Annotated in this window: 10 protein-coding genes; all 10 read left to right on the top strand. The window is 59.7% G+C overall.

Annotated elements, in window-relative coordinates; translation table 11 throughout:
- The first annotated feature begins 2 nt into the window (after window positions 1-2).
- The 10 genes from rplJ (at window position 3) to fusA (ending at window position 15,864) form a co-directional block, all read left to right on the top strand.
- A complete protein-coding gene (gene rplJ, locus Q1A52_RS01455) occupies window positions 3-518 on the top strand; it encodes a 50S ribosomal protein L10 (protein ID WP_300009923.1) in 516 nt (171 codons plus the stop codon).
- A gap of 73 nt (window positions 519-591) precedes the next feature.
- Window positions 592-966 carry a 50S ribosomal protein L7/L12 gene (gene rplL / locus Q1A52_RS01450; protein WP_195819717.1) on the top strand — a complete coding sequence of 125 codons (375 nt, stop codon included), beginning with the start codon at window positions 592-594 and terminating at the stop codon, window positions 964-966.
- A 285-nt stretch (window positions 967-1,251) separates the two neighbouring features.
- Entirely contained in the window at window positions 1,252-5,388 is a 4,137-nt protein-coding gene (rpoB, locus tag Q1A52_RS01445) for a DNA-directed RNA polymerase subunit beta (RefSeq protein ID WP_300009920.1), read from the top strand.
- 53 nt (window positions 5,389-5,441) lie between these two features.
- Entirely contained in the window at window positions 5,442-9,686 is a 4,245-nt protein-coding gene (rpoC, locus tag Q1A52_RS01440; RefSeq protein ID WP_300009917.1) for a DNA-directed RNA polymerase subunit beta', read from the top strand.
- A 198-nt stretch (window positions 9,687-9,884) separates the two neighbouring features.
- On the top strand, window positions 9,885-10,235 hold the full coding sequence (locus Q1A52_RS01435) for a hypothetical protein (protein WP_300009914.1): 351 nt from the start codon (window positions 9,885-9,887) through the stop codon (window positions 10,233-10,235).
- Window positions 10,236-10,238: 3 nt separating this feature from the next.
- Complete coding sequence (locus tag Q1A52_RS01430) at window positions 10,239-11,471, top strand: HlyD family secretion protein (RefSeq protein WP_300009911.1); 1,233 nt, start codon at window positions 10,239-10,241, stop codon at window positions 11,469-11,471.
- 71 nt (window positions 11,472-11,542) lie between these two features.
- Window positions 11,543-12,409, top strand: a complete 867-nt coding sequence (locus tag Q1A52_RS01425) for a DMT family transporter (protein WP_300009908.1) — start codon at window positions 11,543-11,545, stop codon at window positions 12,407-12,409.
- A 416-nt stretch (window positions 12,410-12,825) separates the two neighbouring features.
- Window positions 12,826-13,197 (top strand): 30S ribosomal protein S12, encoded by a 372-nt coding sequence (gene rpsL, locus Q1A52_RS01420; protein ID WP_011570072.1) that lies wholly within the window; start codon window positions 12,826-12,828, stop codon window positions 13,195-13,197.
- A gap of 12 nt (window positions 13,198-13,209) precedes the next feature.
- Window positions 13,210-13,680 carry a 30S ribosomal protein S7 gene (gene rpsG / locus Q1A52_RS01415; protein WP_195819724.1) on the top strand — a complete coding sequence of 157 codons (471 nt, stop codon included), beginning with the start codon at window positions 13,210-13,212 and terminating at the stop codon, window positions 13,678-13,680.
- Between the two features lie 66 nt (window positions 13,681-13,746).
- The gene (fusA, locus tag Q1A52_RS01410) at window positions 13,747-15,864 is read left to right on the top strand and encodes an elongation factor G (RefSeq protein ID WP_299781018.1); all 2,118 of its coding nucleotides are present in this window, start codon (window positions 13,747-13,749) and stop codon (window positions 15,862-15,864) included.
- Window positions 15,865-15,895 lie beyond the last annotated feature (31 nt).

Here is a 15,895-nt window from a genome sequence, read left to right as displayed (position 1 = left end):
CTGTGGATAGAGCACAAAAAGAACAGCTGGTCGATGAACTCGGCCAGATCTTTGAAAGCTCTGGCGTCGTTGTGGTTAGCCACTACGCCGGTCTGACAGTTGCTGAAATGCAGGACCTGCGCGCCAAAGCACGCGACGCGGGCGGGTCTGTGCGTGTTGCCAAAAACAGGCTCGCCAAGATCGCCCTTGAGGGCAAGCCATGCGCAAGCATCGCTGACCTTCTGTCGGGTATGACCGTTCTGACCTATTCTGAGGATCCTGTGGCCGCGGCCAAGGTGGCTCAGGACTACGCCAAGGGCAATGACAAGTTCGTCATCCTCGGCGGGGCCATGGGGGAGAACGCGTTGGACGTCGCCGGTGTCGAAGCCGTGTCCAAAATGCCGTCGCGCGAGGAGCTTATCGCTACCATCGCTGGCATGCTGGGCGCACCTGCATCGAACATCGCCGGGGCCATTGGCGCACCTGCAAGCAATATCGCATCCATCTTGTCCACCATCGAGGACAAGGCGGCAGCATAAGGCATCGTCAAACCGGCGTCGGGTTGAATACACGACGTTGGAACACACATATCGTTAACGGAAAGAGCTAAACATGGCTGATCTGAAAAAACTGGCAGAAGAGATCGTTGGTCTGACTCTGCTTGAAGCACAAGAACTGAAAACCATCCTCAAAGACGAGTACGGCATCGAGCCCGCAGCAGGCGGCGCAGTGATGATGGCTGGTCCTGCAGACGGTGCTGGCGCCGCTGAAGAGGAAAAAACAGAATTCGACGTTGTCCTGAAAAACGCAGGCGCGTCGAAAATCAACGTGATCAAAGAAGTACGCGGCATCACCGGTCTGGGCCTCAAAGAAGCCAAAGACCTCGTGGAAGCGGGCGGCAAGATCAAGGAAGGCGTCGACAAAGCCGAAGCCGAAGAGATCAAAGGCAAGCTGGAAGCAGCTGGCGCCGAGGTCGAACTGGCCTGAGGGGTCGTGTCCGGGGGCTGTGCAGCATAGGCTGTCGGTCGGATTTTTGTAGTCCGCAAACCCCGCCGAAAGAAACGAGCTGGACCCGGAAAATCGGGTCCGGCTCAACCTGTCTTGGAAAGGGCCTTTGGGCAAAGGTCTTTTCCAAGATGCGGTTCAATGGTCGGGAGGGCGCCGGTGGGACGGTGCTCACGAATAGACCGAAACGTATCGTCTCGTATGGGCGAGGTGCCGTGGCCCGACGGCCTCCTCGTCCGGTGAGAACTCTGAAAGGTGACACCTGATATGGCTCAATCGTTCCTTGGCCAGAAACGTCTACGTAAATATTATGGCAAAATCCGCGAAGTTCTGGAGATGCCGAACCTCATCGAGGTGCAGAAATCCTCGTATGATCTCTTCCTGAATTCCGGCGACGCCGACGTCCCCACGGACGGCGAAGGCATCACCGGCGTGTTCCAGTCGGTCTTCCCGATCAAGGACTTCAACGAAACTTCCGTGCTTGAATACGTCAAGTACGAGCTGGAAAAACCGAAATACGATGTGGAGGAGTGTCAGCAGCGTGACATGACCTATAGCGCACCCTTGAAGGTGACGCTGCGCCTCATCGTGTTTGATGTGGACGAAGACACCGGTGCGAAATCGGTCAAAGACATCAAGGAACAGGATGTCTTCATGGGCGACATGCCGTTGATGACACCGAACGGCACATTCGTGGTGAATGGCACCGAGCGGGTGATCGTCTCCCAGATGCACCGCTCGCCCGGCGTGTTCTTTGATCACGACAAGGGCAAGACGCATTCGTCTGGTAAACTGCTCTTTGCCTGCCGCATCATTCCCTATCGCGGCAGCTGGTTGGACTTTGAATTCGACGCCAAGGACATCGTCTTTGCGCGTATCGACCGTCGCCGCAAACTGCCTGTGACAACGCTCCTTTACGCGCTTGGTCTCGACCAGGAAGCGATCATGGACGCCTATTACAACACTGTCACCTACAAGCTGAAGAAGAACAAAGGCTGGGTCGCCCCGTTCTTCCCGGACCGTGTGCGCGGCACCCGCCCGACCTACGATCTGGTCGATGCAAAAACCGGTGAAGTGCTGTTTGAGCAGGGCAAGAAAGTCACCCCGCGCGCGGTCAAGCAATTGATCGACGATGGCAAGGTGACCGAATTGCTGGTGCCCTACGATCACATTGCGGGCAAGTTCGTCTCCAAAGACATCATCAACGAAGAAAACGGCGCGATCTATGTCGAAGCCGGTGATGAGCTGACGCTGGAGTACGACAAGGACGGCACGCTGATCGGTGGCACCGCGAAGGAGTTGATCGACGCAGGCATCACCGAGATCCCCGTGCTCGACATTGATAACGTCAACGTCGGCCCCTACATGCGCAACACCATGGCGCAGGACAAGAACATGAACCGCGACACTGCGCTCATGGACATCTACCGCGTCATGCGTCCGGGCGAGCCGCCCACCGTCGAAGCTGCCTCAGCGCTCTTCGACACGCTGTTCTTTGACAGCGAGCGCTATGACCTCTCCGCCGTGGGTCGCGTGAAAATGAACATGCGTCTGGCGCTTGACGCCGAAGACACCCAGCGCACGCTGCGCCGCGAAGACATCGTGGCCTGCATCAAGGCGCTGGTGGATCTGCGCGACGGGCGTGGCGACATTGACGACATCGACCACCTCGGCAACCGCCGGGTGCGTTCGGTCGGTGAGCTGATGGAGAACCAGTACCGCGTGGGTCTGCTGCGCATGGAGCGTGCGATCAAGGAACGGATGAGTTCCGTTGAGATCGACACCGTCATGCCGCAGGATCTGATCAACGCCAAACCTGCCGCAGCCGCCGTGCGTGAATTCTTTGGCTCCTCGCAGCTGTCGCAATTTATGGACCAGACGAACCCGCTTTCGGAAGTCACGCACAAACGTCGCCTGTCCGCGCTTGGACCGGGCGGTCTGACGCGTGAGCGTGCGGGCTTTGAGGTCCGCGACGTGCACGCCACCCACTATGGCCGGATGTGCCCGATCGAGACGCCGGAAGGGCCGAACATCGGTCTGATCAACAGCCTCGCCACCTTCGCGCGCGTGAACAAATACGGCTTCATCGAAACGCCATATCGCAAGGTCGAAGGCGGCAAGGTGACGGACGAAGTACACTACATGTCCGCCACCGAAGAGCAGCGGCACACCGTTGCGCAGGCCAACGCGTCGATCGACGAGGGCGGCAAGTTCACCAATGAGTTCGTGAACACCCGCCAGTCGGGCGAATACACGCTCGCACCCAGCGAGAGTGTTGATCTGATCGACGTCTCGCCGAAACAGCTGGTCTCGGTCGCGGCCTCGCTCATTCCGTTCCTGGAAAATGACGACGCCAACCGCGCTCTGATGGGCTCGAACATGCAACGTCAGGCGGTGCCACTTCTGCAAGCCGAGGCGCCGCTTGTCGGCACCGGTATTGAAGAGGTTGTGGCACGCGACTCTGGTGCTGCGATTATGGCGAAACGCGCCGGTGTGATCGACCAGGTCGACGCCAGCCGGATCGTGATCCGCGCCACCGAAGACCTCGAACTGGGTGACGCAGGCGTGGACATCTACCGCATGCGCAAGTTCCAGCGGTCGAACCAGAACACCTGCATCAACCAGCGTCCGTTGGTGAAGGTGGGCGACACGGTGCGCAAAGGTCAGGTGGTGGCCGATGGGCCGTCCACGGATATGGGGGAACTGGCGCTCGGCAAGAACGTCGTCGTCGCCTTCATGCCCTGGAACGGCTACAACTACGAGGACTCGATCCTGATCTCCGAGCGGATTGCCCGCGACGACGTCTTCACCTCGATCCACATCGAGGAATTCGAAGTCGCTGCACGTGACACCAAGCTGGGGCCAGAAGAGATCACCCGCGATATCCCGAACGTCGGTGAGGAAGCCCTGCGCAACCTCGACGAAGCGGGCATCGTCTACATCGGTGCCGATGTGGAGCCGGGCGACATTCTCGTGGGCAAGATCACCCCGAAGGGTGAAAGCCCGATGACGCCGGAGGAGAAACTCCTGCGCGCCATCTTCGGGGAGAAAGCCTCCGACGTGCGCGACACCTCTCTGCGCGTGAAGCCGGGTGACTTTGGTACGGTCGTGGAAGTGCGTGTCTTCAACCGCCACGGTGTGGAGAAAGACGAGCGTGCGCTGCAGATCGAGCGGGAAGAGGTCGAACGTCTGGCCCGTGACCGGGACGACGAGATGGCGATCCTTGATCGTAACATCTATGCGCGTCTCAAGGGCATGATCCTCGGCAAGGTTGCGGTGAAAGGCCCGAAAGGCGTCTCCGCGAACTCCGAGATCACCGAGGATCTGCTGCAAATGCTGACCCGTGGTCAGTGGTGGCAGCTCGCGCTCAAGGACGAAGCCGACGCGCAGGTGGTCGAGGCTCTGAACGAGCAGTACGAGATCCAGAAACGCGCGCTTGATGCCCGTTTCGAGGATAAGGTCGAGAAGGTGCGTCGCGGCGACGATCTGCCCCCGGGCGTGATGAAGATGGTCAAGGTCTTCGTGGCGGTAAAGCGCAAGCTGCAGCCGGGCGACAAGATGGCCGGACGTCACGGCAACAAGGGTGTGATCTCGAAAGTGGTGCCGATGGAGGACATGCCGTTCCTTGCCGATGGCACCCCGGTCGACTTCTGCCTCAACCCGCTGGGCGTGCCGTCGCGCATGAACGTCGGGCAGATCCTTGAGACGCATATGGGCTGGGCCGCACGCGGTCTGGGTATCAATGTAGACGAGGCGTTGCAGGAATACCGTCGCTCTGGCGATCTGACCCCTGTGCGCGACGCGCTGCACCATGCCTATGGCGAGGATGTCTATGACGAAGGCATTGCTGGTCTGGCAGAAGACTTGCTGATCGAAGCAGCCAGCAACGTCACACGCGGTGTGCCGATTGCCACGCCGGTCTTCGACGGCGCCAAGGAAGCGGACGTGAATGATGCGCTGACCCGCGCGGGTTTCGACAGTTCCGGCCAGTCGGTGCTGTTCGACGGGCGTACGGGTGAGCAATTCGCGCGTCCTGTGACCGTGGGCGTCAAATACCTGCTCAAGCTGCACCACCTGGTGGATGACAAGATCCACGCGCGTTCGACCGGGCCTTACAGCCTCGTCACCCAGCAGCCGCTGGGCGGTAAGGCGCAGTTCGGTGGCCAGCGCTTTGGGGAAATGGAGGTCTGGGCTCTGGAAGCTTACGGCGCTGCATACACCCTGCAGGAAATGCTGACCGTGAAGTCGGACGACGTGGCCGGACGGACGAAAGTCTACGAAAGCATCGTCAAAGGCGAGGACAACTTTGAAGCGGGCGTGCCCGAGAGCTTCAACGTTCTGGTCAAAGAAGTCCGCGGCCTCGGCCTCAACATGGAACTCCTGGATGCGGAGGAAGATGAGTGACGGGCTGAGCCCCGTCACTTCACTCCCAAAGCACCCCTTTCAAGGATTTGAAAATGAACCAGGAACTGACAAACAACCCGTTCAACCCGCTCACGCCGCCGAAGGTGTTTGACGAAATCAAGGTGTCTCTGGCCTCGCCCGAGCGCATCCTGAGCTGGTCCTTCGGGGAGATCAAAAAACCCGAAACCATCAACTACCGGACGTTCAAGCCCGAGCGGGACGGTCTTTTCTGCGCGCGTATCTTTGGCCCGATCAAGGACTACGAATGTCTCTGCGGCAAGTACAAGCGCATGAAGTATCGCGGCGTTGTCTGCGAGAAATGCGGTGTGGAAGTGACGCTGCAGAAGGTTCGCCGCGAGCGCATGGGCCACATCGAGCTGGCCTCGCCCGTCGCGCACATCTGGTTCCTGAAATCGCTGCCCTCCCGCATCGGCCTGATGCTGGACATGACGCTGCGCGATCTGGAACGTGTGCTCTATTTCGAGAACTACGTGGTGATCGAGCCGGGCCTGACGGATCTTCAATACGGTCAGATGATGACCGAAGAAGAGTACATGGACGCGCAGGACGCCTACGGGATGGACGCCTTCACGGCGAACATCGGCGCCGAAGCGATCCGCGAGATGCTGGCCGCGATTGATCTGGAGCAGGAAGCTGAAACCCTGCGCGCTGATCTGAAAGAGGCCACAGGCGAGCTGAAGCCCAAGAAGATCATCAAGCGTCTGAAAGTGGTTGAGAGCTTCTTGGAGTCCGGCAACCGTCCGGAGTGGATGGTTCTGACCGTGATCCCTGTGATTCCGCCAGAACTGCGCCCGCTGGTGCCGCTGGATGGCGGCCGTTTCGCGACGTCTGACCTGAACGACCTCTACCGTCGGGTGATCAACCGGAACAACCGTCTCAAGCGTCTGATCGAGCTGCGCGCGCCCGATATCATCGTCCGTAACGAAAAGCGGATGCTGCAGGAATCCGTCGACGCTCTGTTCGACAATGGCCGTCGCGGTCGGGTGATCACAGGCGCCAATAAGCGCCCGCTTAAATCGCTCAGCGACATGCTCAAAGGCAAGCAGGGTCGCTTCCGTCAGAACCTTCTCGGCAAGCGTGTCGACTTCTCGGGCCGCTCGGTCATCGTGACCGGGCCGGAGCTCAAGCTGCACCAATGCGGCCTGCCGAAGAAGATGGCGTTGGAGCTGTTCAAGCCGTTCATCTATTCGCGTCTGGAGGCCAAAGGTCTGTCCTCCACCGTGAAACAGGCGAAAAAGCTCGTCGAAAAAGAGCGCCCAGAGGTTTGGGATATCCTGGATGAAGTCATCCGCGAACACCCTGTCATGCTGAACCGTGCGCCGACGCTGCACCGTCTTGGCATTCAGGCGTTCGAGCCTGTGCTGATCGAAGGCAAGGCGATCCAGTTGCACCCGCTCGTGTGTTCCGCCTTCAACGCGGACTTTGACGGCGACCAGATGGCCGTGCATGTCCCACTGAGCCTTGAGGCCCAGCTGGAAGCGCGCGTGCTGATGATGTCGACCAACAACGTGCTGTCGCCTGCCAACGGCGCGCCGATCATCGTGCCGTCGCAGGATATGATCCTCGGTCTCTACTACACGACCCTGGAACGCGAAGGCATGCCGGGCGAAGGCATGGTATTTGGGTCGGTGGAAGAGGTTCAGCACGCGCTGGACGCGGGTCTCGTGCACCTGCACACCAAGATCACGGCGCGTGTCCCTCAGATTGATGAAAACGGTCTGGAGGTCATGCAGCGGTTCGAAACCACGCCGGGCCGTGTGCGCTTGGGCGCGCTGCTGCCGCTTAATGCCAAGGCACCGTTCGAGCTGGTCAACCGTTTGCTGCGCAAGAAAGAAGTGCAGCAGGTCATCGATACGGTCTATCGCTACTGCGGTCAGAAAGAGTCCGTCATCTTCTGTGACCAGATCATGACCATGGGCTTCCGTGAGGCGTTCAAAGCCGGGATTTCTTTCGGCAAGGACGACATGCTCATCCCCGACACCAAATGGCCGATCGTCGAAGAGACGCGCGACCAGGTGAAGGACTTTGAGCAGCAGTACATGGACGGTCTGATCACCCAGGGTGAGAAGTACAACAAGGTGGTCGATGCCTGGTCGAAGTGTAACGACAAGGTCACCGATGCCATGATGGGCTCGATCTCTGCCAGTCAGAAGGATGAGGCCGGTGCTGAAATGGAGCCGAACTCGGTCTACATGATGGCGCACTCCGGGGCGCGGGGCTCCGTCACGCAGATGAAACAGCTCGGCGGGATGCGCGGCCTGATGGCCAAGCCGAACGGCGACATCATCGAGACGCCGATCATCTCGAACTTCAAGGAAGGTCTGACCGTTCTTGAATACTTCAACTCGACGCACGGTGCGCGGAAAGGCCTGTCGGATACCGCTTTGAAAACAGCGAACTCCGGCTACCTGACACGCCGCCTTGTGGACGTTGCACAGGACTGCATCGTACGTATGCCGGACTGTGGCACCGAGACGTCGATCACCGCTGTTGCGGCGGTGAATGACGGTGAGGTGGTGTCGTCCCTGTCCGAACGGGTTCTGGGTCGCGTCGTGGCCGAGGACATTCTGCGTCCGGGCACCGATGAGGTCATGCTCGCCTCTGGCACGTTGATCGACGAGCGCATGGCGGATGCCATCGAAGAGGCTGGCGTGGCCTCTGCCCGGATCCGCAGCCCGCTGACCTGTGAAGCGGAAGAGGGCGTTTGTGCCATGTGCTACGGGCGTGACCTCGCGCGCGGTACCATGGTCAACACCGGTGAAGCTGTGGGCATTATCGCCGCACAGTCCATCGGTGAGCCTGGCACACAGCTTACGATGCGGACGTTCCACATCGGCGGTGTTGCGCAGGGTGGCCAGCAGTCCTTCCTGGAGGCCAGCCACACCGGCAAGGTCGTCTTCGAGAACGCGCAGACCCTTGAGAACGCCGCTGGCGAGATCATGGTCATGGGCCGGAACATGAAGCTGATCATTCAGGACGAGAATGGTGAGGAACGTGCCAGCCACAAGGTCGGCTACGGCTCTAAGCTCTTCGTCAAGGATGCGCAGGACATCGTACGGGGCGACAAGCTCTTTGAGTGGGATCCCTACACGCTGCCGATCATCGCGGAGAAGTCGGGTACGGCGAAATTCGTCGATCTGGTCAGCGGCATTGCCGTCAAGGACGAGACCGACGATGCCACCGGCATGACCCAGAAGATCGTTATCGACTGGCGCTCGGCGGCAAAGGGCAACGAGCTCAAGCCTGAGATCATCTTGGTGGGCGCAGATGGCGAACCGGTCCGGAACGATGCGGGCAACCCGGTCACCTATCCGATGTCCGTCGATGCGGTTCTGTCCATCGAGGATGGGTCCGAGATCAAGGCCGGTGATGTTGTGGCACGGATCCCGCGCGAAGGGGCCAAGACCAAGGACATCACCGGGGGTCTGCCGCGTGTGGCCGAACTCTTCGAGGCACGTCGCCCGAAGGATCACGCCATCATCTCGGAAATCGACGGTTATGTCCGTTACGGCAAGGACTACAAGAACAAGCGCCGTATCGCGATTGAAAGCTCCGAAGATCCAGACACCAAGGTCGAATACATGGTGCCCAAGGGCAAGCACATCCCGGTAGCGGAAGGTGACTTTGTCAGCAAGGGCGACTACATCATGGACGGTAACCCGGCCCCGCACGACATCCTGGCCATTATGGGTGTCGAGGCGCTGGCGGATTACATGATCGACGAGGTGCAGGACGTCTATCGCCTGCAAGGTGTGAAGATCAACGACAAGCACATCGAAGTCATCGTGCGCCAGATGCTGCAGAAGTGGGAAATCCAGGACTCTGGGGATACTACACTGCTTAAGGGCGAACACGTCGACAAGCAGGAGTTCGATCAGGCCAACGAGAAGGCGCTGAGCAAAGGTGGCCGTCCGGCGCAGGGCGAACCGATCCTGCTGGGCATCACCAAGGCGTCGCTGCAGACCCGCAGCTTCATCTCGGCGGCGTCCTTCCAGGAAACCACGCGCGTTCTGACCGAAGCCTCTGTACAGGGCAAGAAGGACAAGCTGGTCGGTCTTAAAGAGAACGTGATCGTGGGCCGTCTGATCCCGGCGGGTACCGGTGGGGCCACCATGAAGGTTCGCCGCGTGGCGCAGGATCGCGATAACGTCGTGATCGAGGCGCGTCGCGAAGAAGCTGAAGCGGCAGCCGCTCTTGCTGCGCCGGCGGAGGATGACATGGTCGGCGGCGACGTCTTCGATCAGGTAATTACACCCGATCCCGACAGCCGCGACTGACGCGATCTGAAAGAAATCAAAGCCCCCCGGCAGTTTGCACCGCCGGGGGGCTTTTTTACGCGCATCTGCAAGGTCGGCGCGCGGGGCTGGTGGGCGCGGATCAGAAAACTATGGCTCAAACCGGTTTTCACAGATAGCGTCCCGAATATTGTGAACGGGACTAAAGTGCCCGCTACTTTTGACTTCAGAAGGTGTTCCATGGCCGACACGCAACATCCGATGGCGCCGCATCATTTGCCGCCCTATTTCGCCGGAGCCGATGGTGGCGACAGCCTCTTTACCGTCATGGTGATTTTTGTGCTTTTGCTGATCTTGCTTCTGGGCATCGCCTACTTCACCCTGCACGCCCTGCCGGAGCGTATGGCGCACAAGGGCAATAGCGCGCAACTGCAGCTGATCAGCATCCTCGCGATGCTGGCACTCTTCACCCACAACAATCTCTTCTGGATCATCGCATTGGTGCTGGCCGCCTTCCGCCCACCGGATCTGGTCAGCCCGCTGAATTCCATGGCGCAGTCGCTGCAAAACCTCGTGAACCGGGAGAAGTAGGCCATGCTAGAGGTCATCCTGTGTTCGCTGGTCACGATCCTGCCGGACTATCTGTTGCGCCGTCGCTTCCAGGGCAAGCGCTGGGGGGATCAGATCAATTTCTTCACGGTCTGGTACGAACTGCGCTGGGGCATCACTCTCTGCGCAATGTTGACGATCAGCCTGATCACCATCGTCTTCTACTACCACCCCAGCACCTCCAACGTCGCCTCCTTCTTCCGCACGGTCACGATCCTGTCCGAACAGGGCGGGCGGGTCTCCGACATCTATGTCGAGATCAACTCCGAGGTCGCGGCAGGTGATCCGATCTTCAAGCTCGACAGCAGCAGCCAGGAAGCCGCCGCCGAAACCGCCCGACGTCAGATCGCCGAAGTCGAGGCCGGTCTCGTGCTGGCGCAAGCGCAACGTGCCTCTGCCGTCGGCACTTTGGATCAGGCCATGTCCGCCTTTGAGCAAACCCGTGAAGATCTGGAGCGCCGACGCGCTTTGCGGGCGCAAGGCTCTGCCGCGGTCAGTGACCGCGACGTGGAGATTTTGGAGAATGAGCTGGGCGCCCGGCAAGGCGAGGTTGATGCGGCACGCGCCGGGGTTGCGGCGGTGGATGCGCAGATCACCGTGCAGCTGCCTGCACAGCGTGCGACCGCAGAGGCGGCACTTGTGCAGGCGCAGAACGAAATCGAAAAGCTCACCGTCTATGCCGGTGTCGATGGTACCATCGAACAGTTCACCCTGCGCGTGGGCGACATCGTGAGCCCCGTGTTGCGCCCCGCCGGTATTCTGGTGCCCGCCGAGGCGGGCCGGAACCGGTTCCAGGCGGGCTTTCCGCAGATCTCCGCACAGGTCGTGAAGGCGGGCGGAGTGGCCGAGATCATGTGCATCTCCAAACCCTTCACGGTCATCCCGATGGTTATCACGGAGGTACAGGATGTGATTGCGGCGGGGCAGGTACGCCCGTCGGACCGGCTGGGCGATGCGCAGGCCATGGGCGCGCCAGGCACGATCACCGCGTTCATGGAGCCGATCTATCCGGGGCAGACCGACGACATCCCACCCGGCAGCCGCTGCCTTGCTAACGCTTACACCTACAATCACGCGTTGCTGGAAGACCCCGAGCTTGGATTTGGGCGCCGCATCTTCCTGCATGTTGTCGATACGGTTGGCGTGGTGCATGCGGCAGGGCTGCGCATCCGGTCGCTTTTGTTGCCGTTGCAGACATTGGTTTTCACCGGCCACTAGAGAGCTGCGCGCCGTTTTTGCGCAGGGAGCGAAAAAAGGTTTTGAACACCGGTCTATCAAACACGGGCACCATGTCGCCGAACCTCGCCGGTGCGTTGTTGATGATGGCCTCTATGGCCTGTTTCACCATCAACGACGCACTCATCAAGGCAACCGGCGGCGCGGTGCCACTGTTCCAGCTGCTGGTTTTGCGCGGGGTTCTGGCGACCTTGCTGATTGCACTTCTGGCATGGTCACGCGGCGCTTTCCGGCCCCGTGTTGCACCACAAGACTGGTTCTGGATCGGCTTCCGCTCGCTTTCAGAAGTCGGGGCGGCGTATTTCTTCATCACCGCCCTTCTGAGTATGCCGCTGGCCAATATCACGGCCATTCTGCAGGTCCTGCCGCTGACGGTGACACTCGGGTCTGCTCTGTTTTTCCGTGAAGCCGTGGGCTGGCGCCGGATGAGCGCCATTGCAATCGGGTTCTGCGGCATGCTGTTGATCGTGCGCCCGGGGCCTGACGGGTTCACGCTGTGGTCGCTTTACGCGCTGATTGCCGTGCTCTGTGTCACGGCACGCGATCTCTCCACACGGCGACTGTCCTCGCACGTGCCTTCGCTCCTCGTGACCTTCTCGGCATCTCTCATGGTACTGGTGGCGGCGGCGCTTGCGTCACTGTCCATCGACTGGGTCCCCGTTTCGACACAACTGGGCACGCTGATTGCTGCGTCGTCGCTCTTCATCGTCGGTGGGTACTACTTCAGCGTTCAGGTGATGCGGGCGGGAGATGTCTCCTTCATTGCGCCCTTCCGGTACACAGGACTGATCTGGGCGCTCGTTCTGGGATGGCTGGTGTTTGGCGACTGGCCCAGTACGCTGACACTTCTGGGCGCAGGCATCATCGTGGCAACCGGGCTCTTCACGCTCTACAGGGAGCGGAGCCAGATGCGGCGATGACTGCCTATGGAGGGGGCACACGGACCGGTCTGTTGCAAGCCGCAAGTCCAGTCTTCTCCGTTGGCAAAAACAAGGAGGTGCCAAGCGCCGGATAACAGGGGTGCGCCTGTTGACACCATGCGCGACTCCTTCTATACGCCGCTCATCTCGACGGCAGGGTCAAGCCTGCGCGCCGAAATCAGAACTGAAGTGGTCACGATCCGGCCCCCTATCGGCCCGATCCTCTGTAAACCCACCGCGTCGTTTTCCTCGGTACGGAAACGTGGCGGTCGTTTGGCATTGCGCCATCGGCGCATGTAAATCGTAGCGCCATCGGCGCATGAGCATTGCAGGCGGACGCGTCTGTGAGAGAGTTTCAACCGCATGGGGGTCGTCCTCGTGCACACATATGTGAGCAACACGGGGAAAGAACCGGAATGCCAACGATCCAACAGCTGATCCGCAAGCCGCGGCAGCCTAAAATCAAACGTTCAAAGTCCATGCACCTGCAGGAATGCCCGCAGAAGCGTGGCGTTTGTACGCGTGTCTACACCACCACTCCAAAGAAGCCGAACTCGGCGATGCGGAAAGTGGCCAAGGTCCGTCTGACCAATGGCTTCGAGGTGATCAGCTACATCCCGGGCGAAAGCCACAACCTTCAGGAACACTCTGTGGTTCTGATCCGTGGTGGCCGTGTCAAAGACCTTCCGGGTGTCCGTTACCACATTCTGCGTGGTGTTCTGGATACCCAAGGCGTCAAAGACCGTAAGCAACGTCGTTCGAAGTACGGCGCGAAGCGTCCGAAGTAAGAGGAATAGAGAATGTCCCGTCGCCACGCAGCCGAAAAACGCGAAGTCCTGCCCGACGCCAAATATGGCGATCTGGTGCTGACCAAATTCATGAACAATCTGATGATCGACGGCAAGAAGTCGGTCGCAGAACGCATCGTCTACTCTGCGCTCACCCGCGTTGAAGACAAGATCAAGCGCGCGCCCATCGAGGTGTTCCACGAAGCGCTCGACAACATCCAGCCGTCCGTCGAAGTCCGGTCGCGCCGGGTTGGTGGAGCGACGTATCAGGTGCCTGTTGAAGTGCGCCCCGAGCGCCGTCAGGCGCTGGCGATCCGCTGGTTGATCAAAGCCGCCCGTTCGCGCAACGAGAACACCATGGAAGAGCGCCTTGCCGGTGAGCTTCTGGACGCTGTTCAATCCCGCGGCACCGCGGTGAAAAAGCGCGAAGACACCCACAAGATGGCCGATGCCAACAAAGCGTTCAGCCACTACCGCTGGTAACCAAATCGTCGCGTCCCGTCCGGGGGCGCGGCAACTCGTTTTCAGATACTTCAAGGAAGCAGCCCCATGGCACGCGACTATCCGCTAGACCGCTACCGCAACTTTGGCATCATGGCTCACATCGATGCTGGCAAAACCACGTGTTCCGAACGCATTCTGTACTACACAGGCAAGTCCCACAATATTGGTGAGGTGCACGATGGTGCAGCCACCATGGACTGGATGGAGCAGGAGCAGGAACGCGGTATCACCATCACCTCCGCTGCGACCACGACTTTCTGGGAGCGCACAGAGGATGGCAAAACGCCTGACTCCGAAAAGCACCGCCTGAACATCATCGATACCCCCGGCCACGTGGACTTTACCATCGAGGTGGAACGTTCGCTGGCGGTTCTCGATGGTGCCGTTTGTGTTTTGGACGCCAACGCTGGCGTTGAACCGCAAACCGAAACCGTCTGGCGTCAGGCTGACCGCTACAAGGTTCCGCGCATGGTGTTCGTCAACAAGATGGACAAGATCGGCGCTGACTTCTTCAACTGCGTGAAGATGGTTGAAGACCGTACCGGCGCGCGCGCCGTGCCTGTTGGTATCCCGATTGGCGCCGAAACCGAGTTGGAAGGCCTGATTGATCTCGTAACCATGGAAGAGTGGCTGTGGCAAGGCGAAGATCTGGGTGCGTCCTGGATCAAGGCCCCAATCCGCGACAGCCTGAAAGACATGGCCGACGAGTGGCGTGGCAAGATGATCGAAGCGGCCGTCGAAATGGACGACGACGCGATGATGGAGTACCTCGAAGGCAACGAGCCTGACGTGCCGACCCTGCGTGCGCTGCTGCGCAAGGGCACGCTGGAGATTGCTTTTGTGCCGGTTCTGGGTGGCTCTGCCTTCAAGAACAAAGGTGTGCAGCCGCTGCTGAACGCCGTGATTGACTACCTGCCGAGCCCGCTCGACGTGGTCGACTACATGGGCTTCAAACCGGGCGATGAAGAGGAAACCCGGAACATTGCGCGCCGTGCGGACGACAACATGGCCTTCGCTGGCCTCGCGTTCAAAATCATGAACGACCCCTTCGTGGGCTCGCTGACCTTCACGCGGATCTATTCCGGCGTGCTGAACAAGGGCGACACGATGCTCAACTCCACCAAGGAGAAGAAAGAGCGCGTGGGCCGCATGATGATGATGCACTCCAACAACCGTGAAGAGATCGAAGAGGCCTTCGCGGGCGACATCATCGCGCTGGCGGGTCTGAAAGACACGACAACGGGTGACACGCTCTGCGCCGTGAACGATCCGGTGGTTCTGGAAACCATGACTTTCCCTGATCCGGTGATCGAGATCGCGGTGGAGCCGAAGACCAAGAACGACCAGGAAAAAATGTCGCAAGGTCTGGCGCGTCTGGCGGCCGAAGACCCCTCCTTCCGTGTGGAAACTGATCTCGAATCCGGTCAGACCATCATGAAGGGTATGGGCGAACTTCACCTCGACATTCTGGTCGACCGTCTGAAGCGTGAATTCAAGGTTGAGGCAAACATCGGTGCGCCGCAGGTGGCCTATCGCGAGACGATCTCGAAAGAGTACGAAGTCACCTACACGCACAAGAAACAGTCCGGTGGGTCCGGTCAGTTCGCGGAAGTGAAAATGATCCTGACGCCGACTGAGCCGGGCGAAGGTTATTCGTTTGAGAGCCGTATCGTTGGGGGTGCCGTGCCCAAGGAATACATTCCGGGCGTGGAAAAGGGCATCAAGTCCGTCATGGACAGTGGTCCGCTTGCCGGCTTCCCGGTGATCGACTTCAAAGTTGCGCTGATCGACGGTAAATTCCACGACGTGGACAGCTCGGTTCTTGCCTTTGAAATCGCAGCGCGCATGGGCATGCGTGACGGCATGAAAGGTGCGGGCGCGAAACTGCTCGAGCCGATCATGAAGGTCGAAGTGATTTCGCCAGAAGACTATACTGGCAACGTCATCGGCGATCTGACATCTCGTCGTGGTCAGGTGACCGGGCAGGAGCCGCGCGGCAATGCGATTGCGATCGACGCTTTCGTGCCGCTGGCCAATATGTTCGGCTACATCAACACGCTGCGGTCGATGTCTTCGGGGCGTGCACAGTTCACCATGCAGTTCGATCACTACGATCCCGTTCCGCAGAACATCTCTGACGAGATCCAGGCAAAATTCGCTTAATTCAGTCGCCCCGACAGGGGCGGCGAAAACC

The sequence above is a fragment of the uncultured Roseobacter sp. genome (assembly GCF_947488185.1).
Lineage (GTDB): Bacteria > Pseudomonadota > Alphaproteobacteria > Rhodobacterales > Rhodobacteraceae > Roseobacter.
The sequence above is the reverse complement of the archived record's forward strand: the minus strand, read 5'-3'. Positions and strand labels throughout refer to the sequence as shown.

What these genes read in the sequence shown, in the direction of transcription:
- rplL (WP_195819717.1), top strand. Translation starts at nt 592, where the DNA reads ATGGCTGATCTGAAAAAACTGGCAGAAGAGATCGTTGGTCTGACTCTG.
- rpoB (WP_300009920.1), top strand. Translation starts at nt 1,252, where the DNA reads ATGGCTCAATCGTTCCTTGGCCAGAAACGTCTACGTAAATATTATGGC.
- rpoC (WP_300009917.1), top strand. Translation starts at nt 5,442, where the DNA reads ATGAACCAGGAACTGACAAACAACCCGTTCAACCCGCTCACGCCGCCG.
- Q1A52_RS01435 (WP_300009914.1), top strand. Translation starts at nt 9,885, where the DNA reads ATGGCCGACACGCAACATCCGATGGCGCCGCATCATTTGCCGCCCTAT.
- Q1A52_RS01430 (WP_300009911.1), top strand. Translation starts at nt 10,239, where the DNA reads ATGCTAGAGGTCATCCTGTGTTCGCTGGTCACGATCCTGCCGGACTAT.
- Q1A52_RS01425 (WP_300009908.1), top strand. Translation starts at nt 11,543, where the DNA reads ATGTCGCCGAACCTCGCCGGTGCGTTGTTGATGATGGCCTCTATGGCC.
- rpsL (WP_011570072.1), top strand. Translation starts at nt 12,826, where the DNA reads ATGCCAACGATCCAACAGCTGATCCGCAAGCCGCGGCAGCCTAAAATC.
- rpsG (WP_195819724.1), top strand. Translation starts at nt 13,210, where the DNA reads ATGTCCCGTCGCCACGCAGCCGAAAAACGCGAAGTCCTGCCCGACGCC.
- fusA (WP_299781018.1), top strand. Translation starts at nt 13,747, where the DNA reads ATGGCACGCGACTATCCGCTAGACCGCTACCGCAACTTTGGCATCATG.